This is a genomic window from Streptomyces sp. NPDC048275, assembly GCF_040652275.1.
Taxonomy (GTDB): Bacteria; Actinomycetota; Actinomycetes; order Streptomycetales; family Streptomycetaceae; genus Streptomyces.
This window is the reverse complement of the sequence record NZ_JBEZLR010000089.1, coordinates 1-18,850: the sequence shown is the minus strand read 5'-3', so window position 1 is coordinate 18,850 and position 18,850 is coordinate 1. Positions and strand designations below refer to the sequence as shown.

Annotated in this window: 19 protein-coding genes and 3 pseudogenes; 9 read left to right on the top strand and 13 right to left on the bottom strand. The window is 69.0% G+C overall.

Annotation, left to right across the window (positions count from 1 at the left end; all coding sequences use genetic code 11):
• Positions 1-95 precede the first annotated feature (95 nt).
• The gene (locus tag AB0D57_RS36350; RefSeq protein ID WP_362083349.1) at positions 96-719 is read left to right on the top strand and encodes a TetR/AcrR family transcriptional regulator; all 624 of its coding nucleotides are present in this window, start codon (positions 96-98) and stop codon (positions 717-719) included.
• A gap of 205 nt (positions 720-924) precedes the next feature.
• On the opposite strand, the gene AB0D57_RS36345 is transcribed toward AB0D57_RS36350, so the two are convergent.
• The 4 genes and pseudogenes from AB0D57_RS36345 to AB0D57_RS36330 form a co-directional block, all read right to left on the bottom strand.
• On the bottom strand, positions 925-1,950 hold the full coding sequence (locus AB0D57_RS36345) for an alcohol dehydrogenase (RefSeq protein WP_362083346.1): 1,026 nt from the start codon (positions 1,948-1,950) through the stop codon (positions 925-927).
• 2 nt (positions 1,951-1,952) lie between these two features.
• Complete coding sequence (locus tag AB0D57_RS36340; protein ID WP_362083343.1) at positions 1,953-2,357, bottom strand: ester cyclase; 405 nt, start codon at positions 2,355-2,357, stop codon at positions 1,953-1,955.
• Positions 2,358-2,634: 277 nt separating this feature from the next.
• Positions 2,635-3,285, bottom strand: a pseudogene (cofE, locus tag AB0D57_RS36335) (coenzyme F420-0:L-glutamate ligase); the annotation flags it as partial.
• Between the two features lie 45 nt (positions 3,286-3,330).
• The gene (locus tag AB0D57_RS36330) at positions 3,331-4,227 is read right to left on the bottom strand and encodes a helix-turn-helix transcriptional regulator (RefSeq protein ID WP_362083340.1); all 897 of its coding nucleotides are present in this window, start codon (positions 4,225-4,227) and stop codon (positions 3,331-3,333) included.
• Between the two features lie 242 nt (positions 4,228-4,469).
• On the opposite strand from AB0D57_RS36330, the gene AB0D57_RS36325 reads away from it, so the two are divergent.
• The 4 genes from AB0D57_RS36325 to AB0D57_RS36310 all read left to right on the top strand — a co-directional run bounded on the left by AB0D57_RS36325 (position 4,470) and on the right by AB0D57_RS36310 (position 8,484).
• On the top strand, positions 4,470-5,699 hold the full coding sequence (locus AB0D57_RS36325) for a Cmx/CmrA family chloramphenicol efflux MFS transporter (RefSeq protein ID WP_362083337.1): 1,230 nt from the start codon (positions 4,470-4,472) through the stop codon (positions 5,697-5,699).
• 241 nt (positions 5,700-5,940) lie between these two features.
• Entirely contained in the window at positions 5,941-6,402 is a 462-nt protein-coding gene (locus tag AB0D57_RS36320) for a flavodoxin family protein (protein WP_362083334.1), read from the top strand.
• 96 nt (positions 6,403-6,498) lie between these two features.
• Complete coding sequence (locus AB0D57_RS36315) at positions 6,499-7,407, top strand: MBL fold metallo-hydrolase (RefSeq protein ID WP_362083332.1); 909 nt, start codon at positions 6,499-6,501, stop codon at positions 7,405-7,407.
• 468 nt (positions 7,408-7,875) lie between these two features.
• Entirely contained in the window at positions 7,876-8,484 is a 609-nt protein-coding gene (locus AB0D57_RS36310) for a TIGR03086 family metal-binding protein (RefSeq protein ID WP_362083329.1), read from the top strand.
• Between the two features lie 339 nt (positions 8,485-8,823).
• Here AB0D57_RS36310 and AB0D57_RS36305 read toward each other — a convergent pair.
• From AB0D57_RS36305 to AB0D57_RS36285, 5 genes and pseudogenes are all read right to left on the bottom strand, one after another.
• Positions 8,824-10,035: pseudogene (locus AB0D57_RS36305) on the bottom strand (transposase).
• Between the two features lie 28 nt (positions 10,036-10,063).
• A complete protein-coding gene (gene tnpA, locus AB0D57_RS36300; protein ID WP_362083326.1) occupies positions 10,064-10,471 on the bottom strand; it encodes an IS200/IS605 family transposase in 408 nt (135 codons plus the stop codon).
• A 460-nt stretch (positions 10,472-10,931) separates the two neighbouring features.
• A complete protein-coding gene (locus tag AB0D57_RS36295) occupies positions 10,932-11,378 on the bottom strand; it encodes a nitroreductase family deazaflavin-dependent oxidoreductase (protein ID WP_362083323.1) in 447 nt (148 codons plus the stop codon).
• Positions 11,379-11,389: 11 nt separating this feature from the next.
• Entirely contained in the window at positions 11,390-12,016 is a 627-nt protein-coding gene (locus AB0D57_RS36290; RefSeq protein WP_362083320.1) for an NADPH-dependent FMN reductase, read from the bottom strand.
• A gap of 1,079 nt (positions 12,017-13,095) precedes the next feature.
• Positions 13,096-13,704 (bottom strand): TetR/AcrR family transcriptional regulator, encoded by a 609-nt coding sequence (locus tag AB0D57_RS36285; RefSeq protein ID WP_362083317.1) that lies wholly within the window; start codon positions 13,702-13,704, stop codon positions 13,096-13,098.
• A gap of 93 nt (positions 13,705-13,797) precedes the next feature.
• Here AB0D57_RS36285 and AB0D57_RS36280 point away from each other — a divergent pair, with 93 nt between their 5' ends.
• From AB0D57_RS36280 to AB0D57_RS36270, 3 genes are all read left to right on the top strand, one after another.
• Positions 13,798-14,499 (top strand): SDR family oxidoreductase, encoded by a 702-nt coding sequence (locus tag AB0D57_RS36280; RefSeq protein ID WP_362083314.1) that lies wholly within the window; start codon positions 13,798-13,800, stop codon positions 14,497-14,499.
• Between the two features lie 316 nt (positions 14,500-14,815).
• Complete coding sequence (locus AB0D57_RS36275) at positions 14,816-15,817, top strand: patatin-like phospholipase family protein (protein WP_362083417.1); 1,002 nt, start codon at positions 14,816-14,818, stop codon at positions 15,815-15,817.
• A gap of 268 nt (positions 15,818-16,085) precedes the next feature.
• On the top strand, positions 16,086-16,610 hold the full coding sequence (locus AB0D57_RS36270) for an IS3 family transposase (RefSeq protein ID WP_362083414.1): 525 nt from the start codon (positions 16,086-16,088) through the stop codon (positions 16,608-16,610).
• Here AB0D57_RS36270 and AB0D57_RS36265 read toward each other — a convergent pair.
• Positions 16,535-17,191: a hypothetical protein gene (locus AB0D57_RS36265; protein WP_362083311.1), complete on the bottom strand. Its 657-nt coding sequence runs from the start codon at positions 17,189-17,191 to the stop codon at positions 16,535-16,537. The genes AB0D57_RS36270 and AB0D57_RS36265 overlap by 76 nt on opposite strands.
• A gap of 214 nt (positions 17,192-17,405) precedes the next feature.
• Entirely contained in the window at positions 17,406-17,684 is a 279-nt protein-coding gene (locus tag AB0D57_RS36260) for a hypothetical protein (RefSeq protein WP_362083420.1), read from the bottom strand.
• Between AB0D57_RS36260 and AB0D57_RS36255 the strand changes: the two are divergent.
• Positions 17,671-18,004 (top strand): annotated as a pseudogene (locus AB0D57_RS36255) (cupin domain-containing protein); the annotation flags it as partial. The gene AB0D57_RS36260 and the pseudogene AB0D57_RS36255 sit on opposite strands and share 14 nt — an antisense overlap.
• Positions 18,005-18,135: 131 nt before the next feature.
• Here the strand turns inward: AB0D57_RS36255 and AB0D57_RS36250 are convergent.
• Positions 18,136-18,261, bottom strand: coding sequence for a hypothetical protein (locus AB0D57_RS36250; protein WP_362083308.1), 126 nt, complete (start codon positions 18,259-18,261; stop codon positions 18,136-18,138).
• Positions 18,258-18,850 (bottom strand): M1 family aminopeptidase (locus tag AB0D57_RS36245; protein WP_362083305.1); only part of this gene is annotated, 593 nt, incomplete at its 5' end. The genes AB0D57_RS36250 and AB0D57_RS36245, both read right to left, overlap by 4 nt.

Here is an 18,850-nt window from a genome sequence, read left to right as displayed (position 1 = left end):
CCCGGGCGGGGGCGCGGCCGGGAGGATGTCGCGCGTGGCGAGCGGGTCGCCAGTCGTTGTGGTCCAGGCGGACCACAATGTGTACCCTAGGAGGTATGGGGAGAAAGCGAGGCTTCGACGAGGCCGTTGTGCTGAATGTCGTACGCGACCGGTTCTGGACGACCGGATTTGCCGGCACGTCCACCTATGACCTCATGGAAGCGACCGGGCTGGGCAAGGGCAGCATCTACAAGGCGTTCGGCAACAAGCACGACCTGTACGTGCGTGTCTTCTCCGACTACTGCCAGGACCTCGTCGCCCAGGCCCGCGAGCAGCTGCAGGGCGGCCCGGAAGCGGTGCTTGCCTCGCCGGTGGCGCGACTCGAGCGCTACCTCGTCTCCCTCGCCAGCACCTTCGCAGGCGAGTCGCCCCACCGTGGATGCTTCCTCACCAAGGTCACCGCGGACCGCGCCGGTGAGGACGAGGAGGTGGCACAGACGGCCCGCCGTGCGTTCGACGACCTCGCCGGCGTCCTCGCGGCCGCGATCCGCGACGCCCAGGACGCAGGGGAAGTGGCCGACCATGTCGACTCCTCGGCTCTGGGGTATCTGCTGCTGAGCGTCATCCGGGGCATCGATTCCATCGCCAAGGCGGATGTCGACGCGGCGACGCTCGAGCAGACGGCGCGATCCGCCGTGGCCCTGATTCCGAGGGCAGACCCACCTCGCTCGTGTGCTTGAGGCGGCGGCAGCTGGCCAGCCAGCCAGGACGCATGGAGATCCGCCGCCTCAAACCGGCCGCCTTCCGCCACCTCGACCAACCGATGCCGGCCAGGTCCTCCAAGTCGTGCGCCGGCACGGCGAGCTGGACACCGGCAACTCACCATCGAGCGCCAGGGAATCGGCCGAGGCGGGATGACTGGAGAGCCGTACCGGCTGACGGGTGTCAGCCGACCGTGAGCACCATCCGGAAGCGGGCCTTGCCGGCGAGCATCTTCTGGTAGGCCTCGTCCGCACGGTCCAGTGGCACGGTCTCGGTCATCGGCCGGATGCCGTGCAGCGCGCTGAACGCCAAGGTGTCCTCGACGTCCTGCGAGGTGCCGGCCGGGTGGCCGCGGACGATGTAGGCGCCCATGAGCAGCTGGGCCGGGTTGATGCCCAGCTGCGCGGTGTCCGCTCCGATGACCACGAGCTCCCCGCGGGGGGCCAGGCCGTCCACGGTGGCCGTGATGGCCTCGGAGTTCCCGGCGGTGGCCAGGACGACCTTGGCGCCGCCGAGGGACTGCAGGGCCTCTGCGACCGGCGTGCCGGAGGTGCTGTCGATGTAGTGGTGGGCTCCCAGTTGCTTGGCGAAGGCGGCCTTCTCGGGGCCGCGGGCGATCGCCACGGTCTCGAAGCCCATCGCGACCGCGTACTGCACCCCGAGGTGCCCGAGGCCGCCGAGGCCGAGCACCGCGACCAGATCTCCGGGCCGGGCGGAGCTGCGCCGCAGCCCGTTGAAGACGGTCACGCCCGCGCAGGCCATCGGCCCCGCGTCGCTCGCCGACACCGCGTCGGGGATCCGGGCCAGCGCGTCGACGGGCGCGGTCACCTTCTCGGCGAATCCTCCGTCGTATGTCCACCCGGGGACCTTCAGGTTCCGGCAGACGATGAAGTCGCCCTCCCGGCAGGGCTTGCAGTGCCCGCAGCTGCCGCCGAACCAGCCGACCGCGACCCGGTCGCCGACCTGCCAGCCGCGGTCCTGAGCGCCTTCGCCCAGCTCCTCGATGTGCCCGGCGATCTCGTGCCCGGGAACCTCGGGGAACGACACGCCCGGTAGCCCGCCGCTCACGAAAGCCGCGTCAGTGTGGCAGACACCGCATGCCTCCACGGCGATCCTGACCTGGCCGGAACCTGGCTGTGGCACCTCGCGCTCGGCGAGTTCGAACGTGCCGTTCGGGGCGGTCACCTGCGCGACTCGATAGGTACTCATCTTCAGCGCTCCTCGGGGAAGTTGTCGCCGTACATCGGCAGGCCGCTCAGGGATTGTTGTCGGGAGGCTTCCTCCTCGATCACATCCCAGTGCTCCGCCAGGATGCCGTCCTCCATGCGCAGGAAGTCGGCGGCGATCCACGGGGCGGACTGCCCGTGCCCTGAGAAGCGCCCGCGCACCATGACCATGTCCCCTTCCGCCATGATCAGCTCGCATTCGTGCCTCAGCTCCGCCGGGAGGCCCTTGACCAGGTCGAAGAGCCCCTCCCGGCCGGGCTCGATGCGAGCGCTGTGCTGGATGTAGTCGGGGGACCAGAACCGCTCGGCAGCGGCGTAGTCCCGCTTGTTGAACAGAGCGTCGAAAGCTTCACGGATGACGGCCTTGTTCCTATCTTCGACGCTGCTCATGGGGTAGTCACCTTCTGTCTGCCGCTTGCAGAAATGGGCGCAAGCACCCTGGAAGACTGGCCGGTCAAGCCGCGCGCCGCCGACCGGATGTCGCCTGAGCTCCGATCGTTCGGGTATTCAGTCCTTGCCGAGGAGCTTCCTTGCGGTCTGCACGATCTCCTCGTTGGTGTAGGCGTGCCCGCCGATGCCCCAGCCGCCTGGAACGGCCTCGGTCAGTGCCACCCAGGTGCGCTCTGCGAGGGAAGCGTCTTTGGCTGCCTTGCCGATGAGGGCGGGGGCGGGTGCCTTCTCCGTCGCCGGCGATGACCAAATGGGCCAGGCCCCGGATCACGGCGACGGGAGTGCCACTGGCCTTGCCCTTGGCCAGGTCCGCGGCAGCGGCCAGCTCGTCGGCTGTCGCGGTCACCGTCAGCTCCAGCGTGTTGCCGTGTCCGTCCACGCGGCCTCGGTGATCCTCGAGCACCTGGATGCCGGCCGCGCCGATGGCGACATCGGTCAGTCCGTTGCGCCAGGGCCGTCCGAAGGTGTCGGTGATGATGACGGCCAGCCGCAGGCCGGTCATCTTCTGCAGCCGCTCGCGCAGGGCACGAGCGGAAGCGTCGGCATCTTCGGGCAGCAGCACAACGGTGCCGGGCGGCGTGTTGGAGGCGTCCACCCCGGCGGCGGCCATGACCAGCCCCTGCCGGTTCTCCACGATCCGGGTCGCTCCCCGGCGAGCGACGACCCGGACGGTTTCCGCGTCGATGGCCGCTTCACGGTCGGCGGCGTGCATCAGGCGCCCCTCGGCCTTGCTGATCACCTTCGAGGTCACCAGCAGCACGTCGCCGTCGGCCAGGCGCACCCCGGTGGCCAGCAAAAAGGAGGCAAGGTCGTCGCCCGCTGTCACTTCCGGCAGCCCGTCAACTCCGAAAACCTGGTAGGCACTCATGCTCCGCGCACCTCCTTGGAGGCGCACCGGAACTGACCGGGACGGTCAGTTCCGGTGCGCCGTGCCGTGCCTGGATGGGGAGGTTGTTTCTGTGCCTGCTGGGGTGCTCCAGCTGGCGAGGAGCCGGAGTGTCTCCGCGGAGGCGGAGTGGGGTTCGGCGGTGTAGAGGCAGATGGTCTGGTCGGGGTCAGTGGGAAGGGCCAGGGTTTCGTAGGAAAGCGTGAGTTCGCCGACCACGGGGTGATGGAGGCGCTGGGTGCCGTGGGCGCACTGGGTCACGCGGTGGCTGGCCCACCAGGTGTGGAACTCGGGCACCTTGATGGACAGTTCCCCGACCAGTTCGTTCAGTTGGGGGTCGTCGGGGTGGCGGCCGGCCGCGAGGCGCAGGCTGGCGACGAATGTCTCGGCGGCTTTGTCCCAGTCCGTGTACAGGTCGCGGGCGGCGGGGTGGAGCAGGACGAAGCGGGCGAGGTTGCGCTCGCGGTAGGGGAGTGCGTCGAAGTCGGTGATCAGGGCGTGGGCGAGGTGGTTGGCTGCCAGGACGTCGCTGCGGTGGTTGAGGACGAGGGCCGGGGAGACGTTGTCCAGGACGTCCAGCATGCGGTGGACCGCCGGCCGCACCCGCGGTACGCGGGCCGGTCGGTGCCGGCCGGGACCGGGTGTCTTGGGCCGGGCGAGCTCGAAGAGGTAGCCGCGTTCGGTGTCGTCCAGGTGCAGAGCGCGGGCCACGGCCTCCAGCACCGTCTCCGAGACGTGGGGGTGGCGGCCCTGTTCGAGGCGGGCGTAGTAGTCCGTACTCACCCCGGCCAGGTGTGCGACCTCCTCGCGGCGCAGCCCCGGTACCCGGCGCGCGCCGCCGCTGAACGCCAGCCCTGCGTCCTCGGGGCGCAGACGGGCTCGCCGTGAGCGCAGGAAGTCACCCAGTTCACCGTTCTGATCCATGTGTCCAGTGTTACCCCGCAGCGCTCTGACGGGTCCGGTGAAGGTGGACCACCTGGACCTAGGTCCAGCAAGGCGCGCGCGGGGGGTCCGCAAGGGCCGGGAGGGCGCGAGGCTGGAGGTGAACCGGGATGGCAGCGCCGCCTCACCGGCGATGTACGGCTTGAAGCGGAACCCGCACCTGTGCGCAGTGACCGCAGGAGCGGAGCGGAAGCCGTTCGACCATCTTACGGAGCAGCTGAATCATGCCGTTCGTCATCTATGTCCTGGGGCTGGGCATCTTCGCTCAGGGCACCTCGGAGTTCATGCTCTCCGGGGTGCTGCCCTCCGTCGCCCTCGATCTCGACGTCCCCCTCTCCTCCGCCGGGCTGCTGGTGTCCGCCTTCGCCGTCGGCATGTTCACCGGAGCGCCCCTGCTGGGCCTGGCCACCCTGAAGATGCCGCGCCGTGCCGCGCTGATCGGCTTCCAGCTCGTCTTCATCGCCGCCCATGTCGCCGCCGCACTCGTCCCGAACTTCGGGTTCCTGCTGGTCATGCGCGTGGTGTCGGCCATGGCGTATGCCGGGTTCTGGGCCGTGGCCTCGGTCGCGGCCATCTCGCTCGTGGACGCCGCCAAGCGCGGCCGGGCCATATCGGTCGTCGTCTCAGGGCTGAGCGTGGCCACCATCGTCGGCGTCCCGGCCGGCACTCTGCTGGCCCAGCACGCCGGATGGCAGGCGGCCTTCTGGGCCGTGGCCGCGCTCACCGCGCTCTCCGCGGTCGCACTGCTGGTCGTCCTGCCAGGCGGCCGTGACACCACGGCGGCACAGCCCCGCCTGGGCACGGAGCTGCGCTCGCTGAGGGTGCCGCGGCTGTGGGTCGCCTACGCCACCACCGCACTGTCCGTAGCCGCCAACTTCGCGATCTTCGCCTACCTCGGCGCCCTCCTCGAGGACGTCACCGGCATCAGCGACGGCCTGATACCCCTCGTGCTGGGACTTTACGGAGTCGGCGCGCTGGCCGGCCTGACCGTCGGAGGACGCAACGCCGACCGCGCCCCCTTCACCGTCCTGCTCGCCGGCATGGGCTCCTTCGCCGTGGTCGCGGTCGTGCTCGCCGTCACCGCGAGCAGCGCATGGGCGGCGATCCCGCTCGTGGTGCTGCTGGGCGCGGCCGAATTCTCCGTCACCCCCGCGGTCAACGCCAGGGTGTTCTCCATCCTGGGCGAGACCAGAACGCTGGGCGGCGCCGTGAACATCGCCGCCTTCAACATCGGCATCGCCGCCGCCCCCATCGTCTCCGGTCTCGTCATCGACACCGGACTCGGACTGGCGGGCACCGCCTGGATCGGCGCAGCCTTCGCGGTGACCGCCATGGGCAGCACGCTGCTGGACCGCCACCTCACCCGACGCCATCAGGCCCAGACGGTCACGCCGGGAGCCGGACTGCTCACGGCCATCCCCGACCTGCAGCAGGCCACTGCCGCCACCCACTGACACCCCACACAGCCCGCCGGCATCTGCTTGACCCGGCGACGAGGTCAGGAGTCTTCCCTTCGCCCAGGTTCGAAGGGCGGTGCGGCCGTCCAGGCCGGCGCGCAACTGTCCGGCAGGACCGGCAGCGTGGGCCAGGGCGCGTCGTGGAACCACCCCCCGCGCGGCCCGCCTCGCACCGACCGACCCGACCGACTCCATCACGCACCAGAACTCTGAAGAAACCCTGAGATCAGGAGCCCTGATGTTCCAAGACGTCATTCCGCAGCCGCGCGTCGCCATCGCCTTCCACTCCGGATACGGCCACACTGCCGTCCTTGCCGAGGCGGTACGGCGCGGCGCCGAGAAGGCTGGTGCGCACGTCGCGTTCATCCAGGTGGACGCCACCACCGATGAACAATGGAGCGAACTCGACGCCGCCGACGCCGTGATCTTCGGAACGCCCACCTACATGGGTGGTGCGTCCGCCGGCTTCCGCAAGTTCGCACAGGCCACCAGCCGTCGGTCTCGGACATCGCCACGGCCGAACATCTCGGGGCACGCGTCGCGGAGCAGACCGCAGCCTTTGTCGCGGGCCGCGCCACTCTGGCAGGTCCGGCCCCCTGAACGACCACCGGACTGGTCAGGCAACCACACGGCAGTCAGCGGCCGTGTGGGCCTGACATTCCATCGCCGTGATCGAGGACCTCACTGCCGCGGGCCCTGAGGCCTGTGACCGAACAAAACCCTCGATCATCTTCCACTCACTGTCACACCAATGCACCTGTCCAGCCGGGCGGGTGGCACAAGAAGGAGATCACTGATGACCGCATTCAAGCCCATGCCCGAGTTCGCCCTGGGTCCGGACATCCCGGAGTCCGGGTTCGTCGTGACCGATCTGGGCGGCGGCGCCTATGGCGTCACCCAGGGCATGGTCAACACGATGTTCGTGGAGACCAAGAAGGGTGTCGTCCTGGTGGACGCTCCTCCGGCCCTGGGGGGCGACAATCTGCTGGCGGCGATCGAGTCGGTCACCCCGAAGCCGCTCACACACCTGATCTACAGCCACTCGCACGCCGACCACATCGGTGCGGCTCACCAGCTCAACCGGGACGGTCTGCAGATCATCGGCCACGAGCTGACCGGCCGGTTCATCGAGGAGGCGCACGACGACCGCCGTCCCCTGCCGAACGTGACCTTCAGCGGTCCGCACAAGGCGCTGGACATCGACGGGACCCGGTTCACCCTGGACTACACGGGCGACTGGCACCAGGCGGGCAACCTGTTCATCCACGTCCCGGAACTGAGGACCATGGCGGCGATCGACAGCTTCTCCGTCAAGAACCCGCCGTTCTTCCGCCTCGTCTTCTCCGCCCACGTGCCCGCGTACTTCGAGGCCATGGACCAGCTGCTGGAGTACGACTTCGACACCGTCGTGAGCGGTCACATGTCCCTGTACGGCACGCCCGAGGACGTGGCGACGAACCGTGACTACATCAACGACCTGCGCAAGTCCGCGGCCGAGGCGATGCGGACGGTCGACCTGAAGGAGGCCGCGGCCGCCCTCAAGGTGCCGGCGAACAACAAGCAGGCCGAACTGAAGGTGTGGATGGACGCGGTCGTCGCTCGCGCGGCCGAGCTGATGCCGGACTATGACAAGCGCCTGGGAGGGACCGACATCTTCCTCGCCGACAACCTCAACGCCGTCGCATGGAGCCTCTTCCTCGACTGAGACGAGCGCCTTGCGCGGTGAGGGAATGTGGTGTCCGTAGCGGCACAGGGCCGCGGCAGGTCTGAGGCCGGGGCGTTGCCGGGGCGTGGCGGGGACTGGGCCTGGGCGGTCAGGAGATCTCCGGCTCGATCACCCGCCTTCGGCCCCGGCGTCCGCCCGACCCGGTTCCCTTGCGGGCCATGGGCTTCAGCCGACAGGACGCGCACCGGGAAACCGGCTTGCCCGGTCCACAGGGCGCGGAACTGTGTGTTCGCCCCTTCTTGGCCCTCACGTCGGGCGGACTCGGGACGCCCCGGACTACGGAATCAGCGGCTTGGCGGTCGCCCACAAGCCGTTTGGGCGAAGCGCCATACACAGCCCAATGTGCGATCACCACATACAACATCGTCCACATGCAACATCGTTCAACAGACCATCAAATCAGGACCGTTCGCCCCGGCTTGGGGCAAGAGAAGGAGGGAACGCCGTATGACGCAATCGACCAGGGTGGACCTGTTGGCGCAGAGCATCGATCTGGCCCTTGACGTGGTCAGCGGTGTGTCGGTGGACCAGTACCAGGATCCGACCCCGTGTTCGGAATTCACGGTGCGAGGCCTCGTGAATCACATCGCCATGATGCTCTTGCTGACGAGGGACGCGGGCACCCGGGCGGCACCGGATGCCGGCCTGCTGACTGCCGACGCGATGCCTTTTCTCGCCGGACGACCGGAGTCCGACTGGGCCGGGCTGATCGCTGAAAAGGCGGAGCCGGCAGTGAGGGCATGGTCCGCGCCCGCGGCGTGGGAAGGGGAAGCGACCGTCGGCGGACCGCCCATGGCCGCTACCGCGCTCGGCGGGATCCTCATCGCCGAATTCGCCATCCATGCCTGGGACATGGCTGTAGCCGCCGGTCAGCCCATCGACATCCCCGCGTCCTTGGCCAGTGCCGCGTTCGACACCTATACGCGTGAGGCACCTCGCATGCGCGGCCTGGGCCTTCTCGGCGACGAGGTGCCGCAAGAGGCCGATGCGCCCCTGTTCGACCGCGCGCTGGGCCTGACCGGCCGGGACCCCCGTTGGAGTCGACCCACGCGATAGTTCTGCAACCGCATCCGGTGTGACCAGCAAGACTGATTGCCGGTGCGGTGGTGTGGGGAGTGCCATGCATCAGGTGTGACTTCACGTAGGAGTCACACCTGATGGCACATGCTGAGGCCGTGTTGTTGCCCGGGCCGGCGAGAGGGCTGAGGGCGCGTGCGTGAGGCCGGTGCCGGCGTCCCGAAAACGGTCTGCCCAACGAGCCGCTGGAGGAACTGGCCGCGCCCGCGGCCGAGAAGGTCCCGCCAGGGAGGCAGCACCCAGCACGCCTAGCACGCCTGTCACCAACCTCCGTGACTCCTCCCCCCGGATAAATCCGGGGGGCTTCTCCTGTCGTGGCTAGGCCACGTCGGGAAGGACCAGCCCGGCCCTGATAGCGATGTTGAGTGCGCCGACCTGATCGGCGTTGGCGGTGTGTCCGCAACTGGTGCACTCGAACTTCTCTTGTGTGGTGCGGTTCTCGCCGGACACGTGCCCGCAGGCGGGGCAGGTGCGGGAGGTGTCGCGGGGGTCCACCGGGATCAGTACACGACCGGCGCTTTCAGCCTTGTGCGCGAGGATGCCCAGGAACACCCCCCCAACCCGCGTCGTGGATACTCTTGTTCAGTCCGGCCTTGGACGCCGCGCCGTTCGGCAGGAAGCTGCCGGGTGCTTCGGGGTCGGGCTTGGGCTTGGGCGCGCGGACCATGTTCGCGATGCTCAGACACTCGTGTGCGATGACGTCGTAGGTGTGCACCATCGCCAGGGCGGTCTTGTGCGCGTGGTCGGTGCGTTGACGGCGCACCTTGCGGTGCAGAGCGGCGACCTTCTCGACCGCCCGGCGGTGTTTGCCGGTGCGGTTCTCGCGCTTGCGGCGTGGGAACGTCTTGAGGGCGCGCTGAGCGTCGGCCAGGCGTTCGGCGTGGCGCTTGCCGTGCCTGGGGTTGGGCTGGTGCTCGCCCTCGGAGGTGGTCAGGAAGTGGCGATGCCCATGTCGACGCCGGTCACGGCCCCGGTCTTGGGCAGTGGTTCGGCCGGGATCTCGTCACAGGCGAGGATGACGTACCACTGGCGTCCCTCGCGCTTGACCGAGATCGTCTTGACCCGGCCGCGCACGGGGCGGTGCTGGTGCACGCGGACATGTCCGACGCCTTGCAGGCGGACGCGGGTGACGGGATCGTGCGGGGTGGAGTCCCAGCGGCAGCCGTCCCCGTCCTTGGGGAACTCCACCGTGTCGAACCAGTTCACCCCGCGAAAGCGCGGGTAGCCGGGCTTGTCCCCGGCCTTGACGCGGCGGAAGAACGCGGCGAACGCCTTGTCCAGCCGGCGCAGGGTCGCCTGCTGGCTGGAGAACGACCAGCGGCCCTGACGCTCCGGATCGAACGCGCGGATCTCCCTGAGCTGCGCGGACTGCTGCCCGTACTTGATACTCGTCTTCGAGGCGTGCCGGTAGGCGTCGCGGCGTTCCTGCAAGGCTCCGTTGTAGAGCGAGCAGTGATCCCACAGCATCTCGGACAGGGCCTGTGTCTGACGGACGGTGGGGCGGAGGAGGAACTTATACGCGCGGTGCATGCTCGATGTCCTCCTTCTGCTTCTTCGTTCAGGGCCGTTCCCACTGGGTGTTGATGTACTTCTCCACCGTGTCCGCACTGACTGCGCCGACCGAGGCTACGAAGAACGACGAGGACCACAGCGTGGGCATCTGCGACTTCAGGTGCGGGAACTCGGCACGCAGCACGCGGGAGGTGAAGCCCTTGAACTGGTTCGCGACGTACGAGGCGGAAGCCTTCGGCTCGTGCTTGACGAACAGGTGCACGTGATCAGGCATCACCTCAAGGGCGATGATCTCCCATCCCTTCTCTGCCGCCTTGGCCTCGATCAGCTCACGCAGCCGGACCGCAACACGGCCACCAAGGACCCGACGGCGGTACTTCGGGCACCACACCACGTGCAGCCCCAAGTCGTACACGCCGCCGGAGTACCGGCGAACCTTCCGCGTCACAGTCACGACGATCAATATACACGTGACACACATCTAGTCGGCTGGGGTCAACAGTGCAGATCCGTACGCACAGTTGAGGTCAGAGCAGCCCAGAGAAGCGATGCCCCCCACGCGTAAACGCGCGGGTCCCCACGCTAGATAGCTGATGGTGCTCGGGGACTTCCTGTGGGTCGGATGCCACTTGCGAGAAACCGGCAGGAGGCAGAAAGGGCACGCAGACGGTCTGGAGCGGAGGCCGGCCAGATGCGGCATGGAGCCTTACTGATGAGTGCCGGCCCGAGTCCAGGACGTGGACCAGCTGCCGCTGCCTGCCGCACCGGCGCGGGCCGCAGAGGCACCATCCGCCGGGGTGCCGCCTCGCGCCTGCGGGGCCGGGGACGGACCCGGGCGGTCATGGCGCCGTCCCGGGTCCGGGTGCCCGGGTGGAGCGGTGCCGTTCGGCAGGCTCCACCCGGGTGAGGGCCGGTCAGTGCTTGTCGGTAGCCGGTTCGAGGATGAAGAGCGGGATGTTGCGGTCGGTTCCGGCGCGGTAGTCGACGAAGTCCGGGTAGGCGGCGTCCGCGCGCTTCCACCATTGGGCTTTCTCCTCGCCGTGGAGCTCGCGGGCGGTCATGTCCTGTTTGACGGCTCGGTCCTGCACCTCGACGAGGGGGTGGGCGAGCACGTTCTTGTACCAGGAAGGGTGTGTGTGGGCGCCTCCGTTGGAGGCGGCCACGGCGTAGGAGCCGTTGTGCTCGATGCGCATCAGGGGCATCTTGCGGATCTTCTTGGACTTCACGCCCATGGTGGTCAGGATGATGACCGGCAGGTCCTGGAAGGTCCCGCCTTCCGCGCCGTCGGTGGCCTCGTACTGCGCGACCTGGTCGCGCACCCACGAGGTGGCGCTGGGCTCGTACTCACCGTGCAGAGGCATTGCGTGTGCTCCTAGTCGTTCTTCATGACACGGACCGCGGGGTTCGCGGGCGGGTATGGGCGGTGGGGTCCCGCCTGGGGGTGTTTGCCGGTGCCGTCAAGCGGCGGCTCAGGCCAGGGCCGCGCGGCCCGCGGTGAGGCTGCGGCCTGGGCGGCGACCCGCGCCCCGAGGTGTTCAGCCGTGGCGATGCCGGCTTCGTGCACCGTCTCGGTACCACCGTCCTGCAGGGTCTGGGCGCCCGCGCCGACCCCGAAGCCGAGACGGTTCAGGCCGTATTCGCCGGCCTGGAGGGCGTTCCAGCCCGGAGCCAGTCCCAGGCTCACCCAGATCATGCGGTGCTGCACCGCGAAGGCAGCAGGGAAGTTCAGCGTGTTCAGCTTGTCGCCGCTCTTGAAAGCGGAGTCGGTGAAGCCGGCGGACGCACTGCCCATGCAGGTCGGCGACCCGAAGACCACGGCGTCCGCGGCGTCGAGCCGGTGCCACTGCTCGTCGGTGATGATGTCCACCGCGACGAGCGACACGTGTGCGCCGGTCTTCTCGGTGCCCCGCCGGACGGCCTCTGCGCGGACGGCAGTGTGACCGTACCCGGAGTGAAAGGCAGCGGCGACCTGAGTGCACCGCAGAACAGAGTGGGGCATCTAGGACTCCTTCGAGCAGGTCTCCAAAGTAGACTACATATCTAATAGTGTCCATGCCTGGAAAGGGGGCGGCGTGCTGCATCCGCACCGGGTGCCTCCGGCAGCGGCCTGCAGATGTACCGAGACGCCTTCCCCGGGGAGCGCTGAGGCGCCGTCCGTCATCCACGGTGCCCGGGCCGGCCCTCCCTCCGGGTCCGGGCGCACGATGCGGGCGCGTCGTGCGGTGGCGCACGTTGGCGCAGGGGGGGCGGTACGACGCCCGCGCCCCTCACGTGGTCCCCAGGTTGCGCCGGGGTGGCGCATCGGGGCCGCCGACGGGTGTCAGCCATCCGGAAGCGGGCGGCGCCGACGGGTTCGCATTCGTGCTTCAGCTCCGCCGGGAGGCGCTTGACCAGGTCGAAGAGCCCCTCCCGGCCGGGCTCGATGCGAGCGCCGAGCGCTGTGCTGGATGTGGTCGGGGGACCAGAACCGCTCGGCAGCGGCCTAGTCCCGCTTGGTGAACAGAGCGTCGAAAGCTTCACGGACGACGGCCTTGGTCCTGCCTTCGACGGTGCTCATACAGGGCTTTCTGTCTCTGTGAGCAGCTGCCGTTGCCGTCGATTCTCGTCGGAGCCACGTTGATCAACGACCGTTCTCAGTGCCACTGTCCGTAAGTTTCGGGACATCCGAGCGGCCGCGGTCGCTCGTAACAGCGGAGCCATGGCTCCGCGTCGCGGTTCTGGCGCTGCCCCGATCTCGGCATCCCTGCGCAGATCTTCAACGCGCGGCCCAGCGCCCCGTACGAACTGACGGTGTGCGGCGGAGCCCGTGGCAGCGTCACCACCAGTACCGGGTTCACGGTCGCAGGCGCAGCCGGGCTGCCTGCCCTCGCCGGGGCGGATCCGATCATCGTGCCCGGCCAGGGGGAATATCGGCGGCCACCGGCGCCCGAGGTCACGGCGGCCCTGAGGCTTGCCTTCGACCGGGGCGCCCGCATCGCGTCCATCTGTACCGGCGCGCCTCGCGCTCGCCGCGGCCGGGCTGCTCAACGGCCGTACGGTCACCACGCACTGGGCCGGCGCCGACGAGCTCGAAAGCTCTTATCGGAGGCCGGCCGCGTCCAGCAGTGTGGTCGCGGTGGTGACCGCCAGGCCGTGCAGAGGCTGAGACTGCACGACGGCCCGGACGCTGGATCCGTCGAAGACGACAGTGAGCTGGTGCGCGAGCTGTTCCGGGTCCGGGACGTCGGCGCGCCGGGCCTCCTGGTGGAAGTAGTCGGTGAGCATGTCCTTGAAGCGTCGCGCCACCATGCTGGCCGGGTGCTCGGGGTCCTTGAGCTCGACTGCGGTGGCCACCAGCGGGCAGCCCCGATAGGCCGGTGAGCGCGACAGCGACTCCAGCTGCTCGAAGATGTGCAGGATGCAGGCGCGCGGCGGGCGGTCGTCCTCGCGCGGGACCAGAGCCTCCCAGTAGGTCAGCGCTGCGCGTTCCAGGCTCGCGGCCAGGACCTCGTCCTTGCTGGTGAACAGCTGATACATCGACCGCTTGGACACCCCCGCCGCCCGGCACAGCGCCTCGACTCCCACATGGACGCCCTCCCGGTAGAAGAGCAACGCTGCGGCCTCCAGCAGCCGTTCGCGAGGTGCGGCAGTCGCCGCGGGCTGCGCTGTCGTCGCGGCGGCGGTCGGGGCGGGGGAACTCGCGTTCATGCCAGCCAGGGTACGTCGTCGACTTGCCCGTGGAAACCGATCGGTTTACGGTGACCTGAAACCGATCGGTTTCCAACGTTTGAGGAGAGGCCCATGACCGCAATCGCAGGCTCGACCGTCCTGGTCACCGGGGGCAGCAGGGGCATCGGCAAGGCACTGGTCGAAGACCTGTACACGCGGGGCGCCAAGAAGGTGTACGCCACCGCCCGCGACCCGAGGACCGTCACCCACCCCGACGCCGTCGCGCTGGCCCTCGAGGTCACCGACCCGGCCTCGGTGGCCGCCGCCGCGGCGGCCGCGCCGGACGTCACGATCCTGATCAACAACGCGGGCGCGGCCGTCGCCGCCTCCTACTTGACGTCGCCGATCGAGGACGTGCGCCGCGAGTTCGAGACCAACTTCTACGGACCGCTGCACACCACCAGGGCCTTTGTCCCGGTCATCGAGGCCAACGGCGGCGGCCACCTGCTCAACGTGCACTCGGTTGTGTCCTGGATCGCCCTCGGTGGCTCCTACAGCGCCTCCAAGGCCGCGTTCTGGTCCCAGACCAACTCGCTGCGCCTGGACCTCAAGCCCCGCGGCATCAACGTCACCGGACTGCACGTCGGCTACGTCGACACCGACCTGGCCGCCCGCATCGACGCCCCCAAGTCTTCCCCTGCAAACGTCGCCGCGCTGGCCCTGGACGGCGTCGAAACCGACGCTTACGAGGTGCTGGCCGACGAGGTGACCCGCCAGGTCAAGGCCGGCTTGTCCGGCGACCTCGGCGCGCTCTACCCGCAGCTTGCGCACTGATCACTCAGAGCCCAAGTCGGGCCCCGAAAACCACTGCGGAGAAGGACGCAAGCCATGAGCTCCGCAACCACCACCGCCGACAGCGTCGCTCGGACGGTCGGCCTCTAACCACCACCGCCGACAGCGTCGCTCGGACGGTCGGCCTCTACCCCGGCTGGGAGAACCGCCGCACACTGTGGCACTCGGCCAAGGCCGCCATCGCCCGCAAGGCCGGCCAGTGGCAGCCGGGCAACACCGGGACGGCGCCCACGCCCCACCGTCCCCGATCCTGCGCGCAGATCCCGCCCCCGAGCAGTCCCCTGGAGCCGTGACCACGATGACGACGACCGCCACACCTGCTGCGGCGACAGAGCCCGAAGGGCCGCACCCGGTATGGCGCGTGCTCACCGAGCGCGCACAGGCCGACAGCCGGCCCGGCGCACGCGCCGACGGGCACCGCGTCGCACTGGCCATCGAGGGCGGCGGGATGCGCGGCATCATCGCCGGCGGGATGGCCATGGCGCTGCACGAACTCGGCCTGACCAACGGCTTCGACGCCGTCTACGGCGCCTCCGCCGGCGCCGCGTCCGGAGCGTGGCTGCTGAGCAGCAGCCCGCAGTCGCTGCGCTTCTGGGCGGATCCCCGCTACGCCAGAACGGCGATCCGGCACTCGAACCCTCTGCGCGGGCGGCCGCTCGTGGACCTGCATGCCTTCTACGAGGTGCTCTACCGCTACGGCGACCGGGACTTTGCGCCGATGGACTTCGCCTCGATCCTGGCCAGCGATATCGAGTACCACCCGCTGGCCACCGACGCCGCCACCGGGAACTCCACCGACCTGCGGCCCTTCATCGGCGACGCCGCGGAGTTGCGCCTGGCGCTGCGGGCCAGCGCCGCCCTGCCTCTGCTGGCGGGCGACCCCGTGATGCTGCGCGGGCGCCGGTTCTACGACGCGGGCGTCTCCGAATCCGTGCCCTACCGAACCGCGCTGGCCCAGGACGCGACCCATGTCATGGTGCTGCGATCCCGGCGTGCCATCGACACGGCGCGCCCCTCGCGCTCCGCCCCGGTCATCGCCAAGACGTTGCTGCGCCGTGAGCCCGCGGCCTTGCGCCGGGTGTTCCTCGACCGCGAAGCGCGCCTGGCCGAAGACGACGCCTACCTGGCCCACCACCCGACGATCGTCTCGATCCGCCCCGCCCCGGGCACACCGCCGGTCGGCCGCCTGGCTCGCCAGAGCGACCTCCTCGAAACCGCACTGGAAGCCGGGCGCGCCGCCGTCCACGAGGCCCACAGCACCTGTACGACGCCCGAACACCCGGCGGCCACTGACTCCTGAGAGGACTCCGCCAGGTGTCTCGTTCTTGGCGTCGCGTGTGTCCTGCTGGGCAGGCACTGTTGGCAGGTGGTGCAGATGCCGTTCCAGCACCTCAGTACGCCCTGGAGGGCGCCTGGCCCCACAGGTCCCCGCACCGCTCGCACCCTCCACCAAGTCCTCGGGTCGCGGCAGCGGGGCTGGGGCCAGCAGCCGACCGGCCGTTGCGGGCCGACGTCACAATACAATCCATCAATTTCACAACTCGCCTGATACGAGCGCGAATTGAGGCATCAATGGGTCCGTCGGGGACTCGTACGACAACGCTCTGGCCGAGAACCTGTGGATACTGATCAAGACCGAGTGCAGCCGCGGCAGCGTCTTCGCCGACCGCGTCGAGGCGAACCTTGCACTCTTCGAGTACATCGACGGCTTCTATGGCGGCCGGCGCATCCAAGCCCGGATCGGCCGGCTCAGCCCCATCGAGTCCGAGGAGAAGTGCTACACCGCCCAGGCGTCGGCCGAACAAGCGAACCTGAAACCCCGTCAACCCGCCCTGACTTCAGCTGATCAGCACCTCCCACACAACGGGGGAACCTCAGTGCCGATACGCGGTCGTGGCGGGCCAGGTGCGCCGGCAGCTGTGAACATGCGGGGAGGCCGCCCGGCGACGCAAGGGCTCATCAGGCTGGGTGTGCCGGCGGCAGGGTCCCGGCCAGTCCCAGGAATGGTGCCTGGCGGTCAGTTCGCCTCGGGCTGGGTGTCGGCCGGGGGCGCTGCGGGGGTGGCCGGTTCCGGGGTGTCGGTGGCGGTGTAGTAGACGGAGGAGCCTTGCTTGGTGCGCTGGGCGTGGCTCTTGGCGACGAGATTTTCGAGTGTGGTGCGTACGACGGTGGTCTTGATGGCACGGTCGGGATGGGCCTGGCCGAGCGCGGTGGCGATTTCGGCTGCGGAGCGGGGTTCGCTCTGATCGGCGAGGTGGCGGCGGATGAGCTCGACGAGAGTGGGCTGGGTCGCCTTCGTGGCCGGCGCCTTGGCTGCGGCTGCGGGCTTCCTGGAGGGCGTCTTCGCGGCTGCCTTGCCGTTCTGAACAGCGGAGTCCTGCTTTGTCCGCACGCGCTTGCCGGCGCCGGGTTCCGTGTCGGTCTTCTGCCGCGGCACTGAGGGCACTGCAGTCTCTTCGGGGATGGGCTGCGTGGCGGTGTCCGCGGTGCCAAGTGCCTTTTGCATGTTGGTCAGCACGGTGTGGTCGTGCTGCAGGGCATGCAGCTGTTCCCGCAGCGCGTCGATTTCCGCAGCGATGCGTTCCTGCTCCTTGGCATTGCGCTCAAGGTCGCTGGCCACTTGGGCCGTGTACTGCGATGTCAACTCGGTGGTAAGGGCCTGGGTGTCAGGCATGATGCTGGCCTTTCCTCAGTTGCGGCCGCGGCTGAAGGAAGTGCAGAGCGGGCGCCTGGGGCGGTTGGTGCTCCGGCTGGAGTTGATGGGGGTTATGAGTGGGCCGCGGCTGCTGTGGGTTGCCCCCGTGTAGAGATAGTACGGACAAGCGGCGTCGGTTGTTCCTCTCGGAGGATGCCGTGCTCACAGCCGCACTGTCATCCACGGACCGCAATCAGTGCGATCGATGCTCATCAAGCCGTGCTGTGGCGTGCTGTTGGGGCAGGTGCCAGACGACTTCGTCGGTTTCCTGGTTGTGCTGCCAGGTGGTCAGTATGAGTGATGCGGTCAGCCGGTCGAGCAGTTCGGCGGCCTGGTGGGGTGAGTGTCCGCACAGGCGGGCGAGCACCTCCATGTCGGTGCTGCCGGCGTCGCCCGAGGTGTGCGAGGCCAGGGCAAGTCCGGTCAGCTGCACGGCTGGAGGCCGTCCGGCCGGGAGCATTCCGGTCAGCACGCTGTCCCGGCTGGAGTCCGGGCACCGCAAGCCGGGCCTGGAACTGCTGTTGCCCCTGGCCGACCGATCTCGAACCCGATCCCCGCTCACACGAGGGGTACCACTGGCTGTACGTCCTCAACGGACGGCTCCGCCTCGTACTCGGTGACCAAGACCTCGTCCTCGCCACCGGTGAGGTCGCCGAATTCGACACCCACCTCTCCCACTGGTTCGGCAACGCCGACGCGCGGCCGGTGGAGTTCCTCAGCATCCTCGGCCCTCAGGGCGAACGCTTCCACCTCAGAGCTCGCTACCGACCCGCTGACCTCCGTCACACCTGAGCGAACTCGGGGGTCCGCAACACCGTCAGGAAACGCCCCGCCCACGGCACTAACGCCATCGTCCTGCCAACGCGGCTGAGACTGTGTCACGGATCTTGAGACCCCACATTCGCCCACATTCGAAACACGCCCTACGCGCGGGTCCGCGCGGGCAGCCGTCGCGGCAGCAGCCCGGCCGCGGTGCGCTCCCGGTCGAAGGTGCCCCGGATCTCCACCGGCCCTCCGGGCAGGGGTATTTCGCGTAGGTCCGCCGTCATGAGGCCGTTCCTGTTCGAATGCGGTGCTCGCGCCAGAACGACGTGAGGTCGGTGGGCGTCGCCGCCTGCGCCGCGCGTTGGAAGGCGGTGGTCGTAGAGACCCCGTACCAGTGGTCGCGTACGTAGCGCTTCAGCATGGCGGCCATCGCCGGGCTGCCGAGCACCTTCTCCAGGTCGTGCAGCACGCACGCGCCGTTGACGTAGACGAAGCGGCTCCAGCCGGGACCGTAGGCGGCCCAGTAGCCCATCGAGTTGGTGACCGCCTGGGTGTCGTCCTCCCAGCCGACGATCTCCGCACACGATTCGCCGTGGTCGCCGATGAGCAGGTCACCGGAGTAGGTGGCGAACGACTCGTCCAGCCACGGCGACGCGTACTCGTCGTTGCCGACGATCCCGTACCACCACTGGTGGGCCAGCTCGTGGATCATGCCGCTGCCGGTCTCGTCCAGCGCGACCAGGACCAGGCCGGGGAACTCCATGCTGCCGATGGGAGCGAACCGGTCGCTGATGACCGCGTCGACCTCGCCGTAGGGGTAGCGGCCGAACCGCTTCCCGAGGTCGTCGATGGCGCGGACCGCATCGGCGCGGG

Coding starts and splice junctions, on each gene's coding strand:
- AB0D57_RS36350 (WP_362083349.1), top strand. CDS start 96: ATGGGGAGAAAGCGAGGCTTCGACGAGGCCGTTGTGCTGAATGTCGTA.
- AB0D57_RS36345 (WP_362083346.1), bottom strand. CDS start 1,950: ATGAGTACCTATCGAGTCGCGCAGGTGACCGCCCCGAACGGCACGTTC.
- AB0D57_RS36340 (WP_362083343.1), bottom strand. CDS start 2,357: ATGAGCAGCGTCGAAGATAGGAACAAGGCCGTCATCCGTGAAGCTTTC.
- AB0D57_RS36330 (WP_362083340.1), bottom strand. CDS start 4,227: ATGGATCAGAACGGTGAACTGGGTGACTTCCTGCGCTCACGGCGAGCC.
- AB0D57_RS36325 (WP_362083337.1), top strand. CDS start 4,470: ATGCCGTTCGTCATCTATGTCCTGGGGCTGGGCATCTTCGCTCAGGGC.
- AB0D57_RS36320 (WP_362083334.1), top strand. CDS start 5,941: ATGTTCCAAGACGTCATTCCGCAGCCGCGCGTCGCCATCGCCTTCCAC.
- AB0D57_RS36315 (WP_362083332.1), top strand. CDS start 6,499: ATGACCGCATTCAAGCCCATGCCCGAGTTCGCCCTGGGTCCGGACATC.
- AB0D57_RS36310 (WP_362083329.1), top strand. CDS start 7,876: ATGACGCAATCGACCAGGGTGGACCTGTTGGCGCAGAGCATCGATCTG.
- AB0D57_RS36295 (WP_362083323.1), bottom strand. CDS start 11,378: ATGCCTCTGCACGGTGAGTACGAGCCCAGCGCCACCTCGTGGGTGCGC.
- AB0D57_RS36290 (WP_362083320.1), bottom strand. CDS start 12,016: ATGCCCCACTCTGTTCTGCGGTGCACTCAGGTCGCCGCTGCCTTTCAC.
- AB0D57_RS36285 (WP_362083317.1), bottom strand. CDS start 13,704: ATGAACGCGAGTTCCCCCGCCCCGACCGCCGCCGCGACGACAGCGCAG.
- AB0D57_RS36280 (WP_362083314.1), top strand. CDS start 13,798: ATGACCGCAATCGCAGGCTCGACCGTCCTGGTCACCGGGGGCAGCAGG.
- AB0D57_RS36275 (WP_362083417.1), top strand. CDS start 14,816: ATGACGACGACCGCCACACCTGCTGCGGCGACAGAGCCCGAAGGGCCG.
- AB0D57_RS36265 (WP_362083311.1), bottom strand. CDS start 17,191: ATGCCTGACACCCAGGCCCTTACCACCGAGTTGACATCGCAGTACACG.
- AB0D57_RS36250 (WP_362083308.1), bottom strand. CDS start 18,261: ATGACGGCGGACCTACGCGAAATACCCCTGCCCGGAGGGCCGGTGGAG.